Origin of the sequence: Lysobacter alkalisoli, assembly GCF_006547045.1 — a bacterium.
GTDB classification, from domain to species: domain Bacteria; phylum Pseudomonadota; class Gammaproteobacteria; order Xanthomonadales; family Xanthomonadaceae; genus Marilutibacter; species Marilutibacter alkalisoli.
In genome coordinates, this window is sequence record NZ_CP041242.1 from 2,963,322 (window position 1) to 2,978,305 (window position 14,984).

Consider the following 14,984-nt stretch of genomic DNA (forward strand, 5'->3'; position numbering starts at 1 on the left):
ACCGAAGCCGGCGCATTGCAGGCGCCAGCCCCGCGGTGGCCCGCATTCGTTCCCGGCAAGCGCGTCATGCCGGCACCTCGCACAACACTTCGCCCAGCGCGGCACCGAGGCGGTCGAATGCGTCGGCGTCCGGCGGCAGGCCGAAGCGCAGGCTGGCCGGTGTGTGCCCGTCGGCTTCGAACAGCCGGGTGAGGATGCCGCGCCGGGCCAATGCCCGATGCAGCGCCGGCGCATGGGGATGCCGCCGCCACTGGAAGAAATCGCAGCCGGCGCCATCGCCCAGGCCGTTGCGGTCGAGCAGCTGCTGCAGGCGCTCGCCGGCCATGATCAGCCGCTGGCGCGCGACCGCATGCCATTCGCGATCGGCAAATGCATGCCTCAGCACATGCCGGCCTGGACCGGTCAGCGTCCACGGTCCAAGGGACTCGCGCAGCATGTCGAGCAACGCCGGCGCCGCGCAGACGAACCCCGCACGTGCACCGGCCAGACCGAAGAACTTGCCGACCGAGCGCAGCACGACCAGGCCATCGCGACCGCTGTGCGGACACAGGCTGCGCTCCGGGGTGGTGTCGATGAACGCCTCATCGACGATGAGCCAGCCGCCGCGCGCGGCCAGCCGCGCATGCAGGCCGAGCAGTTCATCGTGCCGGAATCGCTCGCCGCCGGGATTGTTGGGGTGGATCAGCACGACCACGTCGAAGCGCTCGGCCTCGTCGAGCAGGCGTGCGGCCGGCAGAGTCTCGACCGCATGCCCGGCCTGTCGCCAGGCGTGTGCATGTTCGGCATAGCCCGGCGCGATCACGCCAACGCGGGATGACGCGGCACGCAGCCGCGGCAGCGCCTGGATCGCGGCCTGCGAGCCGGCGACCGGCAGCAGCGACGGCGCGCGGTAGTAGTCGCGCGCGGCATCGATCAGACCATCGTCATCCTCCGGCAACCGCTGCCACGCCGACGCCGGCACCGGCGACACCGGCCACGCGAACGGGCTGATCCCGGTCGACAGGTCGAGCCATTGTTCGAGCGCGATGCCATGCTCGCGTGCCGCGCGCCGCAGCCGTCCGCCGTGCTCAAGCATGACGCAACACCTCCACCGCAAACGCCAGTACCAGGCCGATCAGCAGCCAGACCGCGACCCCGTTGCGCACCAGCGCCAGCGCGCGGTCGATCGAGGTCGCCTCCGCCGCGGCGCCTTCTCCCAGATGCGGTCGCGTTTCCCAGCGGCCGTGGTACGGCGCCGGGCCGCCGAGGCGGACCTGCAATGCGCCGGCACCGGCCGCCATCACCGGACCGGCGTTGGGACTGTCCCAGGCCGGCGCCTGCACGCGCCAGCAGCGCCACGCCGGGGCAAAGCGCCCGCAGAATGCATAGGTCAACGCGGTCAGCCGCGCCGGCAGGTAGTTGAGCAGGTCGTCGATGCGGGCCGCGGCCCAGCCGAAACGTTCGAAGCGCGGCGTGCGGTAGCCCCACATCGCATCCAGGGTGTTGGCCAGCCGGTACAGCACGACGCCGGGAACGCCCAGCAGCGCGAACCAGAACAGCGCGCCGAATACCGCATCGTTGCCGTTCTCCAGTACCGACTCGGTCGCCGCCGCCGCGACCTGCGATTCCGACAATGCGCCGGTATCGCGGCTGACCATGCGACCGACCGCGGCTCGCGCACCGTCGGGATCGCCCGCCTCCAGCGCCCGCGCCACCGGGCGCGCATGGTCGCCGAGGCTGCGAAGCCCGATCGCGAGGTACAGCACGACTGCCGATAACCCGGCCGAAAGCCATGGCGAAATCCGGGCCGCGCCGACGGAGAGCAGTACCGCCAGCCCGAGCCAAGGCAGGACCACCAGGCCCCACGCCAGCATCCCGGCGCCGCGCCGGTCCGCGTGCAGCCGGCGCTCCAGCCATGCTGCCCAACGGCCGAATGCGACCAACGGATGCGCGCGCCGCGGCTCGCCGAGCACGGCATCGAGCAACACGGCGGCCAGCGCGACCAGCGCCGCCGTCATGGCCGGAACAACCGGGTCGCGGCTTCGGGATTCGAGGCGAAGTACAGATGCACGAAGCTCGCGGTCATCGCGCGATCGCGGTAGACCGCTTCGGCGGTCGGTCCCCCGTTCGGGTTGCGTGCCGTGGCCAGCGGTTCGGCGGCGATGTCGGCGCGGGCGTAGTGGAAGCTGTGGCCGCGCAAGGTGCCTTCCGGCAGTGAAACCTCCTGCATGCCCAGCGCGGCGAAGCGGCGCTGCATCACCGCGCTGCCCGGCAACAGCGCGGCCATCGCGGCGCCGTGTCCGTCGCGATCGGTCAGGGTTTCCAACGCGAACAGCAGGCCGCCGCATTCGGCCAGCAGCGGCTTGCCGGCATCGCGGTGCGCGCACAGGGCGGCATGCAGCGCGGTGTTGTTCGACAGCGCCTCCAGGTGCAGCTCGGGATAGCCGCCTGGCAGCCAGGCCGCGTCGCATTCCGGCAACGCATCGCCAGCCACCGGCGAGAAGAACCGCAGCTCGGCCCCGGCCTCGCGCAGCAACTCGAGGTTGGCCGGGTACAGGAAACAGAACCCGGCATCGCGCGCGACCGCAATCCGCCACCCGTCCAGCCGGCGCGGCACCGCCAGCGGAGCCGCCGCCGGAAATGCCAGCGGCGGCGGCAGCGCGGTTTGCGCATGCTCGCCCCAGGCATCGGCCAGCGCGTCCAGGCGTGCATCCAGGTCGTCGAGCTCGCCGGCCGCCACCAGGCCCAGGTGGCGCTCGGGCAGTGCCAGTTCCGCGCGGCGCGGCAGCGCACCCAGCCACGCCAGGTCCGGCGGCAGGCTTTCGCGCAGCAACCGGGCGTGGTGCGCACTGCCGATCCGGTTGGCCGCCACGCCATGCACCTTCAGCCCATCGCGGTACCTCGCCAGCCCGGTCGCCAGCGCACCGAAGGTCTGCGCCATCGCCGAACCATCGATCACCGCCAGCACCGGCAGGCCGAGCGCGATGGCGAGGTCGGCGCTGGACGGCTCGCCATCGAACAGTCCCATCACGCCCTCGACCAGGATCAGGTCGGCCTCGTCCGCGGCGGCGTACAGGCGTGCGCGCACGTCGGCCTCGCCGCACATCCACAGATCGAGCTGCTGCACGGCTGCGCCGCTGGCGCGTTCGAGCACCATCGGGTCGAGGAAATCCGGGCCGGTCTTGAACACCCGCACCCGCCGACCCTGCCGCAGGTGCCAGCGTGCCAGCGCGGCGGTCACGCTGGTCTTGCCCTGCCCCGACGCGGGCGCCGACACCAGCAACGCGGGGCACGAGCGCATGGCGCCGCCCATCAGAGTTCTATCCCGTGCTGGGCCTTGATGCCGGCCTTGAACGCGTGCTTGACCAGGCGCATCTCGGTCACAGTGTCGGCCGCCTCCACCAACGCGTCCGGCGCGCCGCGGCCGGTGACGACCACATGCTGGCGCTGCGGCCGCGCCGCGAGCGCGGACAGCACCGCATCGAGCGGCACGTAGTCCTTGTTGAGCGCGATGTTGAGTTCGTCCAGCAAAACGAAGTCGAACGCCGGATCCGCCAGCATGCGCGCGGCCACGTCCCATGCGGCGCCGGCCGCGGCGATGTCGCGCTCGCGGTCCTGGGTCTCCCAGGTGAAGCCCTCGCCCATCACGTGGTACTCGAGGCGATCGGCAAAGGCATCGCCCATCGTGCGGAAGAACAGATCCTCGCCGGTACTGAAACTGCCCTTGATGAACTGCACCACGCCGCAGCGGAAACCATGCCCGAGCGAACGCGCGAGCATGCCGAAGCCGGATGAGCTCTTGCCCTTGCCGTTGCCGGTGTTGACCACCAGCACACCGCGGTCGATGGTCGCCCGCGCGATCCGGCGGTCGACCAGTTCCTTCTTGCGCCGCGCCCGCTCGCGGTAGTGCTCCTCTTCGGTACGGCCGAGACGCTCGGAACCGCGGCTCACGACACCACCTCCTCCACGCGACGGACCCTCAGGGTCGCGCCACGCCATGCCGCGCGCAAGGCGAAGGCGATGCCGGCATAACCGGCCAGCGTGCCCAGCGAACGCGGATAGTACGTCGGGACGCGGGCGATGAAGCCCTGCCATGTCGGTTCCGGATAGCGTCCGGAAAAGAACCAGTAGCCGCCCTTGGACAGCAGGTAGGCCACGCTGGCGGTCGCGACCAGCACCAGCGCCAGCCGCGGCACCATCCGCCAGTCATCGACATGCAGGTTCCGGTAGACGTGCCCGCCCAGCCACAACGCGGCATAGGCGAAGGCCAGCGCCCAGTACGCCGGCGACAGGCACCAGTCGCTGATCGTGCCGGCCGCGTAGCTGCCCAGATCGAGCGCGGTCGCGAGCACGAAGAACGCCGGCAGCGCCCACATCGGCCGCAGCAGTGCGCCGGCAAGGAAGAACACCGCCCACGACGCGCTCGGCAGGGCATCGACGCTGGCGAAATGCTGGCCGCGGGTGGCGATCATCAACGCCGCGAGCGCGAGCCCGACGAGCCACTGGTCGCGCGTGGACGCCAGTGGCAATGGTTGTGCATGTGCTTGCATCGGTACATCCCTCCTGTCGGATGTCGGATCGGACATGAAGATCCGGATCAGTGCTGGCCGGCGCCCTGCGGGGCCCTGCGACGCATCGCATATGCCACGACCGCGTGCACCGCGAGCGCCACCACGATGTAGGCGAGCGTCGTACGCACGAACAACGGCCCCCACTGCCAGACACGTGCGATGTATTCGGCGAAGTGCGGATCGGCATAGCGCCCGCCGAGCCAGTAGAACGCGCCGTTGGAGATCAGGAACGACAGGCTGGCGGACACCAGGCCGGCCCCGGCCGCGCCCAGCATCGGCAGCCACGCCGGCTGCAGCTGACCGGAATACAGCCGACCGCCGTACCACAGCACCGCATAGGCCGGCAGCAGGAACGCGTAGGACGGCGTCACGCAGAAATCGCTGACCCCGGCGTATTCGATCGAAACCCAGTCGATCGTCACCGCCAGCGCCAACATCGCCACGAACTGCCAGTGACGGCGCAGGTACAGGCCGCCGAGGAAGAACAGCGCCATCGATGCATCCGGCAAATGCAGGGCATCGCCAAAATGGTTGAAGCGCGTGGCGACCATGAACGCCGCGAAGGCGGCGAACAGGCCGAGGTTCATGGATCCGGAGAGCGGTTTCATCGGCAGGCCTCGTCGGGAAGGGAATGGAACCGGGACGCTCAGCGGCCCGGCCGGTAACGGACGCTCAGCAGCCAGTTGCGGCCGGGCTGGTTGTAGAGCGCGGCGGTTTCGTACTGCTTGTCCAGGACGTTGTTGAGCGACAGCCGCAGCTGCCAGTCGTTCGAGAGCGCATAGCCCACGCGCAGGTCGGCCAGGCCGTAGCCACCCATGCGGGTGGTGTTGGACAGGTTGTCGAAACGCTCGCCGACGCCAGTCACCGAGGCCCCGGCGCTGAAGTCGCCGAAACGCCGGTCCAGGTCGATGCGCGCACTGCGCCTGGCCCGGCGCGGCAGCACCTTGCCGGCGTTGCCGGCGCGGTTCTCCGGGTCCAGCCAGCCCAGGCTGCCGCTCAGGTCCCAACCCAGCACGGTGGTGTCGAACGTCGCCTCGACGCCGCGGATGCGGGCGCGGTCGATGTTGTTGGGACCGCCGAAATCGCCGAGGTCGGCGTCGTAGGCGATCATGTCGTCGATGCGGGTGTCGTAGGCGTTCAACGACCACACGCCCCAGCCATGCGCGCCACGCAACCCCAGCTCGACGCTGCGCGACGTTTCCGGCCCGAGTGCCGGATTACCGTAGCCGGGGAAGTACAGCTCATTGAAGGTCGGTGCCTTGAACGCGGTGCCGTAGCTCGCGGTCAGGCGCAGTGCGTCGGTGAAGTCCCAGCCCCACAGCACGCTGCCGGTGGTCTCGCCGCCGAACTGGCTGTCGTCGTCACGGCGCAGGCTGGCCTGCAGCGACTGCGCACCGAACGCCTGCTGCCACTGGCCGAACACGCCGCGGTTGATGCGGCGGTCGACGGCATAGGCGGTGGTACCGTCAATCTCGTCGCGCTGCCAGTCGAAGCCCAGGGTCAGCAGGCCGGCACCGATGCCCAGGTCGGCCTGCAGCCCGCCGACCTTGCGGCGGGTGTCGAAGCGCGAGCTGAACACGCCGTCGAAAAAGTTGTCGCTGAGATCGGCGCTGCCGCCGGCGCTGGCGGTGAACGTCACGCGCTCGTTCGGCGCATGCCGCAGGCGCCCGCCGAGGACCTGCTGCACGCTGTCAGCCTCGCTGGCCGGACCGCCGTCGTACTCGTTGCGGCCCTCGGCACGGAACACGCGCAGCTCGCCGTCCCAGCGCTCGTTGAAGCGGTATCCACCCTGTGCGGTCAGCGACGTGTTGCGGTAACCATCGAGGTCGGGATCGAAATTGCGGGTGCCGCGGTAGGCGTTGATGCCCTCGGTGGTCTCGTGCGCGGCCTGCAGCGAGTACCAGCCGCCGCGCGTGTCGTCGCCGCGGCGTCCGGCCAGGCCGGCGGATGCCCGGCGGGTCTTCTCGCTGCCGATGGCCAGCATGGCGTTGGGCTCGAACGGCCCCTGCGGGCGACGGGTGAAGATCTGCACCACCCCTCCGATCGCTTCGGAACCGTACAGGCTGGAGAACGGGCCGCGCACGATCTCGATGCGCTCGACCTGTTCGACCGGGATGTCCTGCAGCGCCGCGCTGCCGTTGGTGGCGGAGCCGAGCTTGATGCCGTCGACCAGCACCAGCACGTGGTCGGACTCGGTGCCGCGCAGGAACAGCGAGGTCGACTTGCCCGGGCCACCGTTGTTGGCCAGCGAGATGCCGGCACGGCCGCGCAGCAGGTCCGGCACGGACGGCGCCTGCAGGCGCTCGATCTCGGCACGGTCGATCACGGTCACCGCGGCCAGGGTCTGGTCCTGGGTCCTGGCGGTACGGGTAGCGGTGACCACGACCTGGTCGAGGTCGACCGCGGCACCGGTGGCGAACGCCGGGATGGATGGGAAAAGAATCAGGGAAAGCGTCGATGCCAGCGTGGCACGACGAAACACGACTGCATGGCGATGCACGGAAACTCCTTCACCGCGCCTGCCCGCGCGGATGGCATGGAAACGAACAGGCGGAAGGAGGGTGCAAGACGGCACGCGGTGCGTGCAGCCCGTGACATCGCCCACCGCATGTCGGGTCATGCCTGGGGCCGGTCTCCGGGCTTGCGAGCGGAACCGGCGGATCGCCGTGGGCTCCCGGTCCGCGCCTTCCCATGCATCAGGCACAGTGGCTGCGTGCGGACCTTGTCTCGCCTACCGTTGCGGGGGCAGCTCCGGAATTGCCGATCGCGATGCCACATGTCGTGGCCCGCGACCCGGCGCACCGGATTCCCGTTTCAACCACCGTCCCGGACGGGAGCGGCAGTCACCTCAGGCGGGACGGAGTCTAGCAGTTTGCCGCAGCCCTGAGCGGCGCGACGTCATGACATGTGGGCATGTCGCCCTCGTTACCACGGGAGCTAAGGAGCACAAGCCCATGAATTCGCCCCTCTCCCGCACACGGGGTGAAGAGGCACGTTTGCGAGCCACTGGCTCGCGTGCCGATGAACGCCCGAGCGCTATGCGCTATGCGCGAGGGCCGGGGCGCGGGTTGGGGTGAGGGCGCTTTTCAGGCGCCCTTGCGGAACACCAGCACGCCACCCTCGGCATCGGCGGCGATGGTGTCGCCGGCGGTGAACTCGCCGGCCAGGATGCGTTGCGCCAGCGGGTTCTCCAACTGCTGCTGGATCGCGCGCTTGAGCGGCCGCGCGCCGTACACCGGATCGAAGCCCACGTTGCCGAGCAACACCAGCGCGTTGTCGCTCAATTCCAGCTTCAGGCCGCGCTCGGCCAGCCGCTTGTCGAGCCCGGCCAGCTGGATCTTCGCGATTTCGCGGATCTGCGCCTTGTCGAGCGGGTGGAACACCACGATGTCATCCAGCCGGTTGATGAACTCGGGGCGGAAGTGGTTCTGCACCACGCCCATCACCGCCGCCTTCATCTGCGTGTAGCCTTCCGGCGAATCGGTGTCCGACAGCTCCTGGATCATCTGGCTGCCGAGGTTCGAGGTCATCACGATGACCGTGTTGCGGAAGTCGACCGTGCGGCCCTGGCCATCGGTGAGGCGGCCGTCGTCGAGCACCTGCAGCAGGATGTTGAACACGTCCGGGTGCGCCTTCTCGACCTCGTCGAGCAGGATCACGCTGTACGGACGCCGCCGCACCGCCTCGGTCAGGTAACCGCCCTCCTCGTAGCCGACATAGCCCGGGGGCGCGCCGACCAGCCGCGACACCGCGTGCTTCTCCATGAACTCGCTCATGTCGATGCGGACCATCGCGTCGGGCGAATCGAACAGGAACTCGGCCAGTGCCTTGCACAGCTCGGTCTTGCCGACGCCGGTCGGGCCGAGGAACAGGAACGAACCGCTCGGCCGGTTCGGATCGGACAGGCCGGCGCGCGAACGGCGCACCGCGTCGGACACGACCTTGATCGCTTCCTCCTGGCCGACCACACGCGTATGCAGGTGGCCCTCCATCTGCAGCAGCTTCTCGCGCTCGCCTTCGAGCATCTTGCTGACCGGGATGCCGGTCCAGCGCGCGACCACCTCGGCGATCTCCTCGGCGGTGACCTTGTCCTGCAACAGGGTGAAGCCCTGCTGCTCGGCTTCCTGCGCCACCTGCAGCTGCTTCTCCAGTTCCGGCAACGTGCCGTACTGGATCTCGCTCATGCGGCCGAAGTCCTGCTTGCGCTGCGCGGCCTCCAGTTCCAGCTTGGCGGCCTCGATCTGCTCCTTGATCTTCGTCGCGCCCTGCAGGGTCGCCTTCTCCGCCTTCCAGATTTCCTCCAGGTCGTTGAACTCGCGCTCCAGCGTGGCGATCTCGGCTTCGAGGTCGGCCAGGCGCTGCTTCGACGCGTCGTCCTTCTCCTTCTTCAACGCCTCGCGCTGGATCTTGAGCTGGATCAGCCGACGCTCCTTGCGGTCGAGCTCCTCCGGCTTGGAATCGATCTCCATGCGGATGCGCGACGCGGCCTCGTCCATCAGATCGATCGCCTTGTCCGGCAGCTGGCGATCGGCGATGTAGCGGTTGCTCAGCGTGGCCGCGGCGACGATCGCCGGGTCGGTGATCTCGACGCCGTGGTGGACCGCGTACTTCTCCTTCAATCCGCGCAGGATCGCGATCGTGTCCTCCACGCTCGGTTCGCCGACGAACACCTTCTGGAAGCGACGCTCCAGCGCAGCGTCCTTCTCGACGTACTTGCGGTATTCGTCGAGCGTGGTCGCGCCGATGCAATGCAGTTCACCGCGGGCCAGTGCAGGCTTGAGCATGTTGCCAGCGTCCATCGAGCCCTCGGCCTTGCCGGCGCCCACCATCGTGTGCAATTCGTCGATGAACAGGATCACCTGGCCTTCGTTCTTGGCCAGGTCGTTGAGCACGGCCTTGAGCCGTTCCTCGAACTCGCCACGGAACTTGGCGCCGGCGATCAGTGCGCCCATGTCGAGCGAGAGCACGCGCTTGCCGCGCAGGCCCTCGGGCACTTCGCCATTGATGATGCGCTGGGCCAGGCCCTCGACGATCGCGGTCTTGCCCACACCCGGTTCGCCGATCAGCACCGGATTGTTCTTGGTACGGCGCTGCAGCACCTGCACGGTGCGGCGGATCTCCTCGTCGCGGCCGACCACCGGGTCGAGCTTGCCGGACTCCGCGCGCGCGGTCAGGTCGATGCAGTACTTCTCCAGTGCCTGGCGCTGCTCCTCCGCATTCTCAGACTGCACGCTCTCGCCGCCGCGGGCCTTGTCGATCGCCGCCTCCAGCCTGCCCTTGTCCGCGCCGGCGGCCTTGAGCAGCTTGCCGGCCTCGCTGCTTCCCTCGAGCGCGGCGAGCAAAAACAGTTCGGAGGCAATGAAGGCGTCGCCGCGCTGCTGCGCCAGCTTGTCGGTGACGTTGAGCAGGCGCGCCAGGTCGTTGCTGGCGGAAACGTTGCCCTCCTGCCCGCTCACCTTCGGCAGCTTGTCGAGCGCCTCGCCGAGCCGCTCGCGCAGCAGCGGCACGTTGACGCCGGCCTGGGCCAGCAGCGGCCGGGTGCCACCGCCCTGCTGGTCGATCAGCGCGGCCAGCAGGTGCACCGACTCGATCACGTTGTGGTCGCGCCCGACCGCCAGCGACTGCGCGTCGGCGATCGCCTGCTGGAAGCGCGATGTCAGCTTGTCCATCCGCATGGGAATTCTCCGGAATCGTGGCGGCGCCTGCCGCAATGATCTGGAAATGCGGGCCGGCACCGTGGATTCAAGCGTGCCGTCGACACCTCGACGGGACATGGCGCCGACAAATGGCATCGACAGATGGCGTCCACCGGATGCTTACATGGGGGTGGTCACAATCGCGTGCATGATTCGCCCAGCCGCCCACCTGCCGCTGCCGCCCGCGATCTCACCCGACTGGGCGCTGTTCCTCGATGTCGATGGCAGCCTGCTGGATTTCGCCCCCACCCCGACGGTGTGCGTGTGCCGCCCGGGCTCATCGAGACACTGGAATCCCTGCACGCCGGGCTCGGCGGCGCACTGGCCCTGGTCAGCGGGCGCCGGCTGGCGTTCCTGGACGCCCTGTTCGCACCGCTGCGGTTGCCGGCGGCAGGCCTGCACGGACTGGAACGACGCGGCGGCACCCCGTGCGCGCTGCCGTCGCCACCGCCGGCGCTGGATGCCCTGCGCGAACGGGCCGGGGCGCTGTCCATGCGGTATCCCGGCGCAGTGGTGGAGGACAAGGGCGCCGCCCTGGCCCTGCACTGGCGTGGCAATCCCGCGGCGGCGGCCGGATTGCGGGCCCTGGCCGAAGCGGCCCTGGGTGAACTGTCCGGCTATCGCCTGCAATCGGGCGACCAGGTGCTGGAACTGCGTCCGGAGGGCGCCGACAAGGGCTCGGCGATCCTCGCCATGCTCGATGCATCGCCGTTCCTTGGCCGGCGCCCGGTATTCGTCGGCGACGACCATACCGACGAACACGGTTTCGCCGCGGTGCGCGAACGCGGCGGCATCGCCGTGCTGGTCGGCGACCGCCAGCCGAGCGAAGCCCGTCATCGCCTGCCCGATGCCAGCGCGGTACGGGCATGGTTGACCGACGGCGCGGCCAGACTGCCCGGCCTGCGGCAGAAGGGAGCGCGCGCATGAAGGACGATGGCATGAAGCCGGCTTCGCTAGATCTCGGCCTGATCGGCAACGGCAGCGTCGCGGCCCTGGTCGATGCATACGGCCGCATCGTCTGGGGGTGCATACCATCCTTCGATGGCGACCCCGTATTCTGCGCACTGCTCTCGCCGACCCGCCATGAAGGCGGCGACTTCGCAATCGAGCTGGAGGACTTCGCGACCGCCCGACAGCACTACCTGACCAACACCGCGGTGCTGCGCACCGTGCTGGTGGATCATCATGGGAACGCGATCGAGATCACCGACCTGGCCCCGCGCTGGCGACAGTACGGGCGTTTCTACCGACCGGTGATGCTGGTGCGGCGGGTACGGCGCCTGGCCGGCAGTCCGCGCATCCGCATCCGCCTGCGACCGCTCGCCGATTATGGCGAGCACGCACCCGAGATCACCTGGGGCAGCAACCACATCCGCTACCTGGTACCGGGTTTCACCCTGCGCCTGACCAGCGATGCGCCGGTGCGGCTGGTGCGCGACGGCCTGCCGTTCCGGCTCGACAGCGAGTTGAACCTGGTGCTCGGCCCCGACGAAACGCTGATCGAGCCGGTGGCGTCCTTCGTACGCCATGCCGAGGAGCAGACCATCGACTACTGGCGCGAGTGGGTGCGCTACCTGTCGATCCCGCTGGAATGGCAGGAGGCGGTGATCCGCAGCGCGATCACCCTCAAGCTGTGCCAGTGCGAGGAAACCGGTGCGATCGTCGCCGCGGTTACCTCGTCGATCCCGGAGGCGCCGCACACCGCGCGCACCTGGGACTACCGCTACTGCTGGCTGCGCGATGCGGCGTTCGTGGTGCGCGCACTCAACCGGCTGGGCGCCACGCGCAGCATGCAGGGCTATCTGCGCTACATCTCCAACCTCGCCAGCGCCGACGGCACGCTGCAACCGGTGTACGGAATCGGCTTCGAGGCGCAACTGGCCGAACAGGAGATGCCCGCGCTGGCCGGCTATCGCGACATGGGCCCGGTGCGGCGCGGCAATCTCGCATGGCTGCAACAGCAGCACGACGTCTACGGCAGCGTGGTGCTGGCCTCGACGCAACTGTTCTTCGACCAGCGCCTGACCACGCCGGCCGGCATCGCCGAGTTCGAACAGCTCGAACCGCTGGGCGAGCACGCCCTGAAGCTCTACGACCAGCCCGATGCCGGCCTCTGGGAGTATCGCGGACGCACCGGTGTCCATACCTATTCCAGCGTGATGTGCTGGGCCGCCTGCGACCGCCTGGCCAGGATCGCATCGCACCTGAGCCTGGATGCACGGGCCGGGCACTGGCGCGCCTGCGCCGACACGATGCATGCACGCATCCTCGACCGGGCCTACGACAGCGCACGCGGCTGTTTCGTCGACACGTTCGGTGGCGACCGTCTCGACGCATCCCTGTTGCTGCTGGCCGAACTCGGTTTCGTCGCCCCGGGCGATCCGCGCTTCGTGGGCACGGTCGAGGCGATCGGCAACGAGTTGCGCCGCGACGACGGCCTGTTCCGCTACAACGCGCCGGATGATTTCGGCATGCCGGAAACCAGCTTCACGATCTGTTCGTTCTGGTACATCGATGCGCTGGCCGCGATCGGCCGCGCCGACGAGGCCCGCGCGATGTTCGAGCGCATCCTGGCGCGACGCAACCCGCTCGGGCTGCTGTCGGAAGACCTCGCCTTCGACGGTGGCGAGGCCTGGGGCAACTTCCCGCAGACCTATTCGCACGTGGGCCTGATCATGGCCGCGATGCGCCTGAGCCGGCCCTGGCAGGATGCGGCGTGATGCGTGGCATCCTCCGCCATGCATGCAGGGGTGAAGCATCGCCTCGGCGATCGGGAGCCACACGATGAGCCGCCTGGTCATCGTCTCCAACCGCGTGGCGTTGCCCGGCGAATCCCGTGCGGGCGGGCTCGCGGTCGCACTGCATGCCGCGCTGGAGGAAACCGGCGGCATGTGGTTCGGCTGGAGCGGCAGGATCGACCCGGACCGGTCGGGCAACGTACGCGAGCAGACCGAAGGCGACATCCGCTACGTCACCCTGGACCTGTCGCAGCAGGACCACGACCACTACTACAACGGCTTCGCCAACCGAACCCTGTGGCCGCTGCTGCATTTCCGGGTCGACCTGGCCGACTACAACCGCGAGACCTACGCCGGCTACCGCCGGGTCAACGCGCTGTTCGCCGAGAAACTGGCGCCGCTGCTGCGCGACAACGACCTGGTCTGGATCCACGACTACCACCTGATCCCGCTGGCCGTGCTGCTGCGCGAGCACGGGGTGCGCTGCAAGCTCGGCTTCTTCCTGCATGTGCCGATGCCGTCCTCCGACCTGCTGGCGGCACTGCCGCAGCACGGGCGGCTGTTCGAAGGACTGTCGGCGCACGACCTGGTCGGCTTCCAGACCGGGCGCGACCTGGAGCGCTTCCAGGATTACGTGCGGCTGTTCGGGCGTGGACGGGTGATCGAGAGCGGCGTGCTGGAAACCGGTGGCGGCCGTCTGCTGCATGCCGGCGCCTTCCCGATCAGCATCGATACCGGACACATTGCCCACCTGGCCTCCCAGTCGGTGGGCAAGGCCAGCGTCAAGAGGCTGGCCGACAGCCTGTCGGGGCGGTCACTGGCAATCGGCGTCGATCGACTGGACTATTCGAAAGGATTGCCCGAGCGTTTCCGCGCCTTCGAGCGCTACCTCGAACGCCACCCGGGCCAGCTGGGGCGGATGACCTACCTGCAGATCGCGCCCGTCTCGCGCGGCGACGTGGCCGAGTACCGGGTGTTGCGCAACGAACTCGAACGCCTGGCCGGACACATCAACGGCGCCCATGCCGACCCGGACTGGACACCGATGCGCTATGTCAATCGCAACTACCCGCATGCGTCGTTGACCGGTTTCTATCGGCTGGCACGGGTCGGGCTGGTGACCCCCCTGCGCGACGGCATGAACCTGGTGGCCAAGGAGTTCGTCGCCGCGCAGGATCCGGATGACCCCGGGGTACTGGTGCTGTCGACGTTCGCCGGCGCGGCGCGCGAACTGGAGGGCGCGCTGATCGTCAACCCCTACGACCTGGACGGCGTGGCCGACGCGATCGCACAGGCGATGGACATGCCGCTGGCCGAACGCCGCGAACGCTGGCAGGGCATGATGTCGCACCTGCAGCGCCACGACATCGCCGCGTGGCGGCGCAGCTACCTCAAGGCCCTGCGCGCCGCCTGAGACTCGATTGCGCTCCGACGACGCCGCCTCATGCCGGCTCGAGCCAACCCTCATAGCGGATCAGCAGGCCCGCCAGCGGCAGCCGGGCCTCGACATGGAACTCGTAGCGGCCCTCATGCTCGCGTTCGCGGCACTGCACGCCGGAGAACAACCGGGCCGGCAACGGCAGCAGGCCGAGCAACCGCACCTTCTCGACATTCCAATAGACCACGCTCTCCCACGTATGCAGGACGAAGCGAAACTGCACCAGCCCCAGCCGCTCGCACAACAGGCCATCACGGCAGTACAGCTTCGAGACCATCTTCCGGCCGTTGAAGTCGCGGCGCCAGATCTCGCGCTTCTCGTCGGCGATGAACTCGACCCGGGTCGGCGCGTCGCGCATCGACGGCGGCAACCTGGTCACGACCGCGCACAGCCACGCCAGCGGATTGCGTCCGCGCTCGATCGTCGCCCGGCCGGCCCAGGTCTCACGGCCACGGATGCCATGCAGGGCGCGCAGTGATTCAGGCATGTTGAAAAACGGTGCACGCAGCACCTGCTGGAATACGGTCGGATGCATTCGGATTTCCCCCTGCGCGGAGGATAG

General features: G+C 69.0%; 11 protein-coding genes, 1 pseudogene and 1 riboswitch. Of the genes and pseudogenes, 3 read left to right on the forward strand and 9 right to left on the reverse strand.

Features of this window, described 5'->3' with window-relative positions:
* Nucleotides 1-64: 64 nt before the first annotated feature.
* From cobD to clpB, 8 genes are all read right to left on the reverse strand, one after another.
* Nucleotides 65-1,075, reverse strand: coding sequence for a threonine-phosphate decarboxylase CobD (cobD, locus tag FKV23_RS17380; RefSeq protein WP_141624247.1), 1,011 nt, complete (start codon nt 1,073-1,075; stop codon nt 65-67).
* Nucleotides 1,068-1,997 carry an adenosylcobinamide-phosphate synthase CbiB gene (cbiB, locus tag FKV23_RS13110; protein ID WP_141624248.1) on the reverse strand — a complete coding sequence of 310 codons (930 nt, stop codon included), beginning with the start codon at nt 1,995-1,997 and terminating at the stop codon, nt 1,068-1,070. Before cbiB ends, cobD begins: the two co-directional genes overlap by 8 nt.
* Nucleotides 1,994-3,292, reverse strand: coding sequence for a cobyrinate a,c-diamide synthase (locus FKV23_RS13115; protein ID WP_167285233.1), 1,299 nt, complete (start codon nt 3,290-3,292; stop codon nt 1,994-1,996). Before FKV23_RS13115 ends, cbiB begins: the two co-directional genes overlap by 4 nt.
* Nucleotides 3,292-3,930 carry a cob(I)yrinic acid a,c-diamide adenosyltransferase gene (gene cobO / locus FKV23_RS13120; RefSeq protein WP_244244004.1) on the reverse strand — a complete coding sequence of 213 codons (639 nt, stop codon included), beginning with the start codon at nt 3,928-3,930 and terminating at the stop codon, nt 3,292-3,294. The genes FKV23_RS13115 and cobO overlap by 1 nt, the downstream gene beginning before the upstream one ends.
* Nucleotides 3,927-4,529: a hypothetical protein gene (locus FKV23_RS13125; protein WP_141624251.1), complete on the reverse strand. Its 603-nt coding sequence runs from the start codon at nt 4,527-4,529 to the stop codon at nt 3,927-3,929. The genes cobO and FKV23_RS13125 overlap by 4 nt, the downstream gene beginning before the upstream one ends.
* A gap of 47 nt (nt 4,530-4,576) precedes the next feature.
* A complete protein-coding gene (locus FKV23_RS13130; RefSeq protein ID WP_141624252.1) occupies nt 4,577-5,158 on the reverse strand; it encodes a hypothetical protein in 582 nt (193 codons plus the stop codon).
* Nucleotides 5,159-5,196: 38 nt separating this feature from the next.
* Nucleotides 5,197-7,050, reverse strand: coding sequence for a TonB-dependent vitamin B12 receptor (gene btuB, locus FKV23_RS13135; RefSeq protein ID WP_244244005.1), 1,854 nt, complete (start codon nt 7,048-7,050; stop codon nt 5,197-5,199).
* Between the two features lie 109 nt (nt 7,051-7,159).
* A riboswitch (cobalamin riboswitch) is annotated at nt 7,160-7,416 on the reverse strand.
* Nucleotides 7,417-7,636: 220 nt separating this feature from the next.
* Complete coding sequence (gene clpB / locus FKV23_RS13140; protein ID WP_141624254.1) at nt 7,637-10,225, reverse strand: ATP-dependent chaperone ClpB; 2,589 nt, start codon at nt 10,223-10,225, stop codon at nt 7,637-7,639.
* Between the two features lie 169 nt (nt 10,226-10,394).
* On the opposite strand from clpB, the pseudogene otsB reads away from it, so the two are divergent.
* The 3 genes and pseudogenes from otsB to otsA all read left to right on the forward strand — a co-directional run bounded on the left by otsB (nt 10,395) and on the right by otsA (nt 14,398).
* A pseudogene (otsB, locus tag FKV23_RS13145) lies at nt 10,395-11,173 on the forward strand (trehalose-phosphatase).
* An 11-nt stretch (nt 11,174-11,184) separates the two neighbouring features.
* Nucleotides 11,185-12,966: a glycoside hydrolase family 15 protein gene (locus FKV23_RS13150; protein WP_141625201.1), complete on the forward strand. Its 1,782-nt coding sequence runs from the start codon at nt 11,185-11,187 to the stop codon at nt 12,964-12,966.
* Between the two features lie 64 nt (nt 12,967-13,030).
* Entirely contained in the window at nt 13,031-14,398 is a 1,368-nt protein-coding gene (gene otsA, locus FKV23_RS13155) for an alpha,alpha-trehalose-phosphate synthase (UDP-forming) (RefSeq protein WP_141624255.1), read from the forward strand.
* Nucleotides 14,399-14,426: 28 nt separating this feature from the next.
* Here otsA and FKV23_RS13160 read toward each other — a convergent pair whose 3' ends face one another.
* A complete protein-coding gene (locus FKV23_RS13160; protein ID WP_141624256.1) occupies nt 14,427-14,957 on the reverse strand; it encodes a DUF4166 domain-containing protein in 531 nt (176 codons plus the stop codon).
* Between the last annotated feature and the right edge of the window lie 27 nt (nt 14,958-14,984).

What these genes read in the sequence shown, in the direction of transcription:
- FKV23_RS13130 (WP_141624252.1), bottom strand. Translation starts at nt 5,158, where the DNA reads ATGAAACCGCTCTCCGGATCCATGAACCTCGGCCTGTTCGCCGCCTTC.
- FKV23_RS13150 (WP_141625201.1), top strand. Translation starts at nt 11,185, where the DNA reads ATGAAGCCGGCTTCGCTAGATCTCGGCCTGATCGGCAACGGCAGCGTC.
- otsA (WP_141624255.1), top strand. Translation starts at nt 13,031, where the DNA reads ATGAGCCGCCTGGTCATCGTCTCCAACCGCGTGGCGTTGCCCGGCGAA.
- cobD (WP_141624247.1), bottom strand. Translation starts at nt 1,075, where the DNA reads ATGCTTGAGCACGGCGGACGGCTGCGGCGCGCGGCACGCGAGCATGGC.
- FKV23_RS13115 (WP_167285233.1), bottom strand. Translation starts at nt 3,292, where the DNA reads ATGGGCGGCGCCATGCGCTCGTGCCCCGCGTTGCTGGTGTCGGCGCCC.
- FKV23_RS13160 (WP_141624256.1), bottom strand. Translation starts at nt 14,957, where the DNA reads ATGCATCCGACCGTATTCCAGCAGGTGCTGCGTGCACCGTTTTTCAAC.
- FKV23_RS13125 (WP_141624251.1), bottom strand. Translation starts at nt 4,529, where the DNA reads ATGCAAGCACATGCACAACCATTGCCACTGGCGTCCACGCGCGACCAG.
- cbiB (WP_141624248.1), bottom strand. Translation starts at nt 1,997, where the DNA reads ATGACGGCGGCGCTGGTCGCGCTGGCCGCCGTGTTGCTCGATGCCGTG.
- clpB (WP_141624254.1), bottom strand. Translation starts at nt 10,225, where the DNA reads ATGCGGATGGACAAGCTGACATCGCGCTTCCAGCAGGCGATCGCCGAC.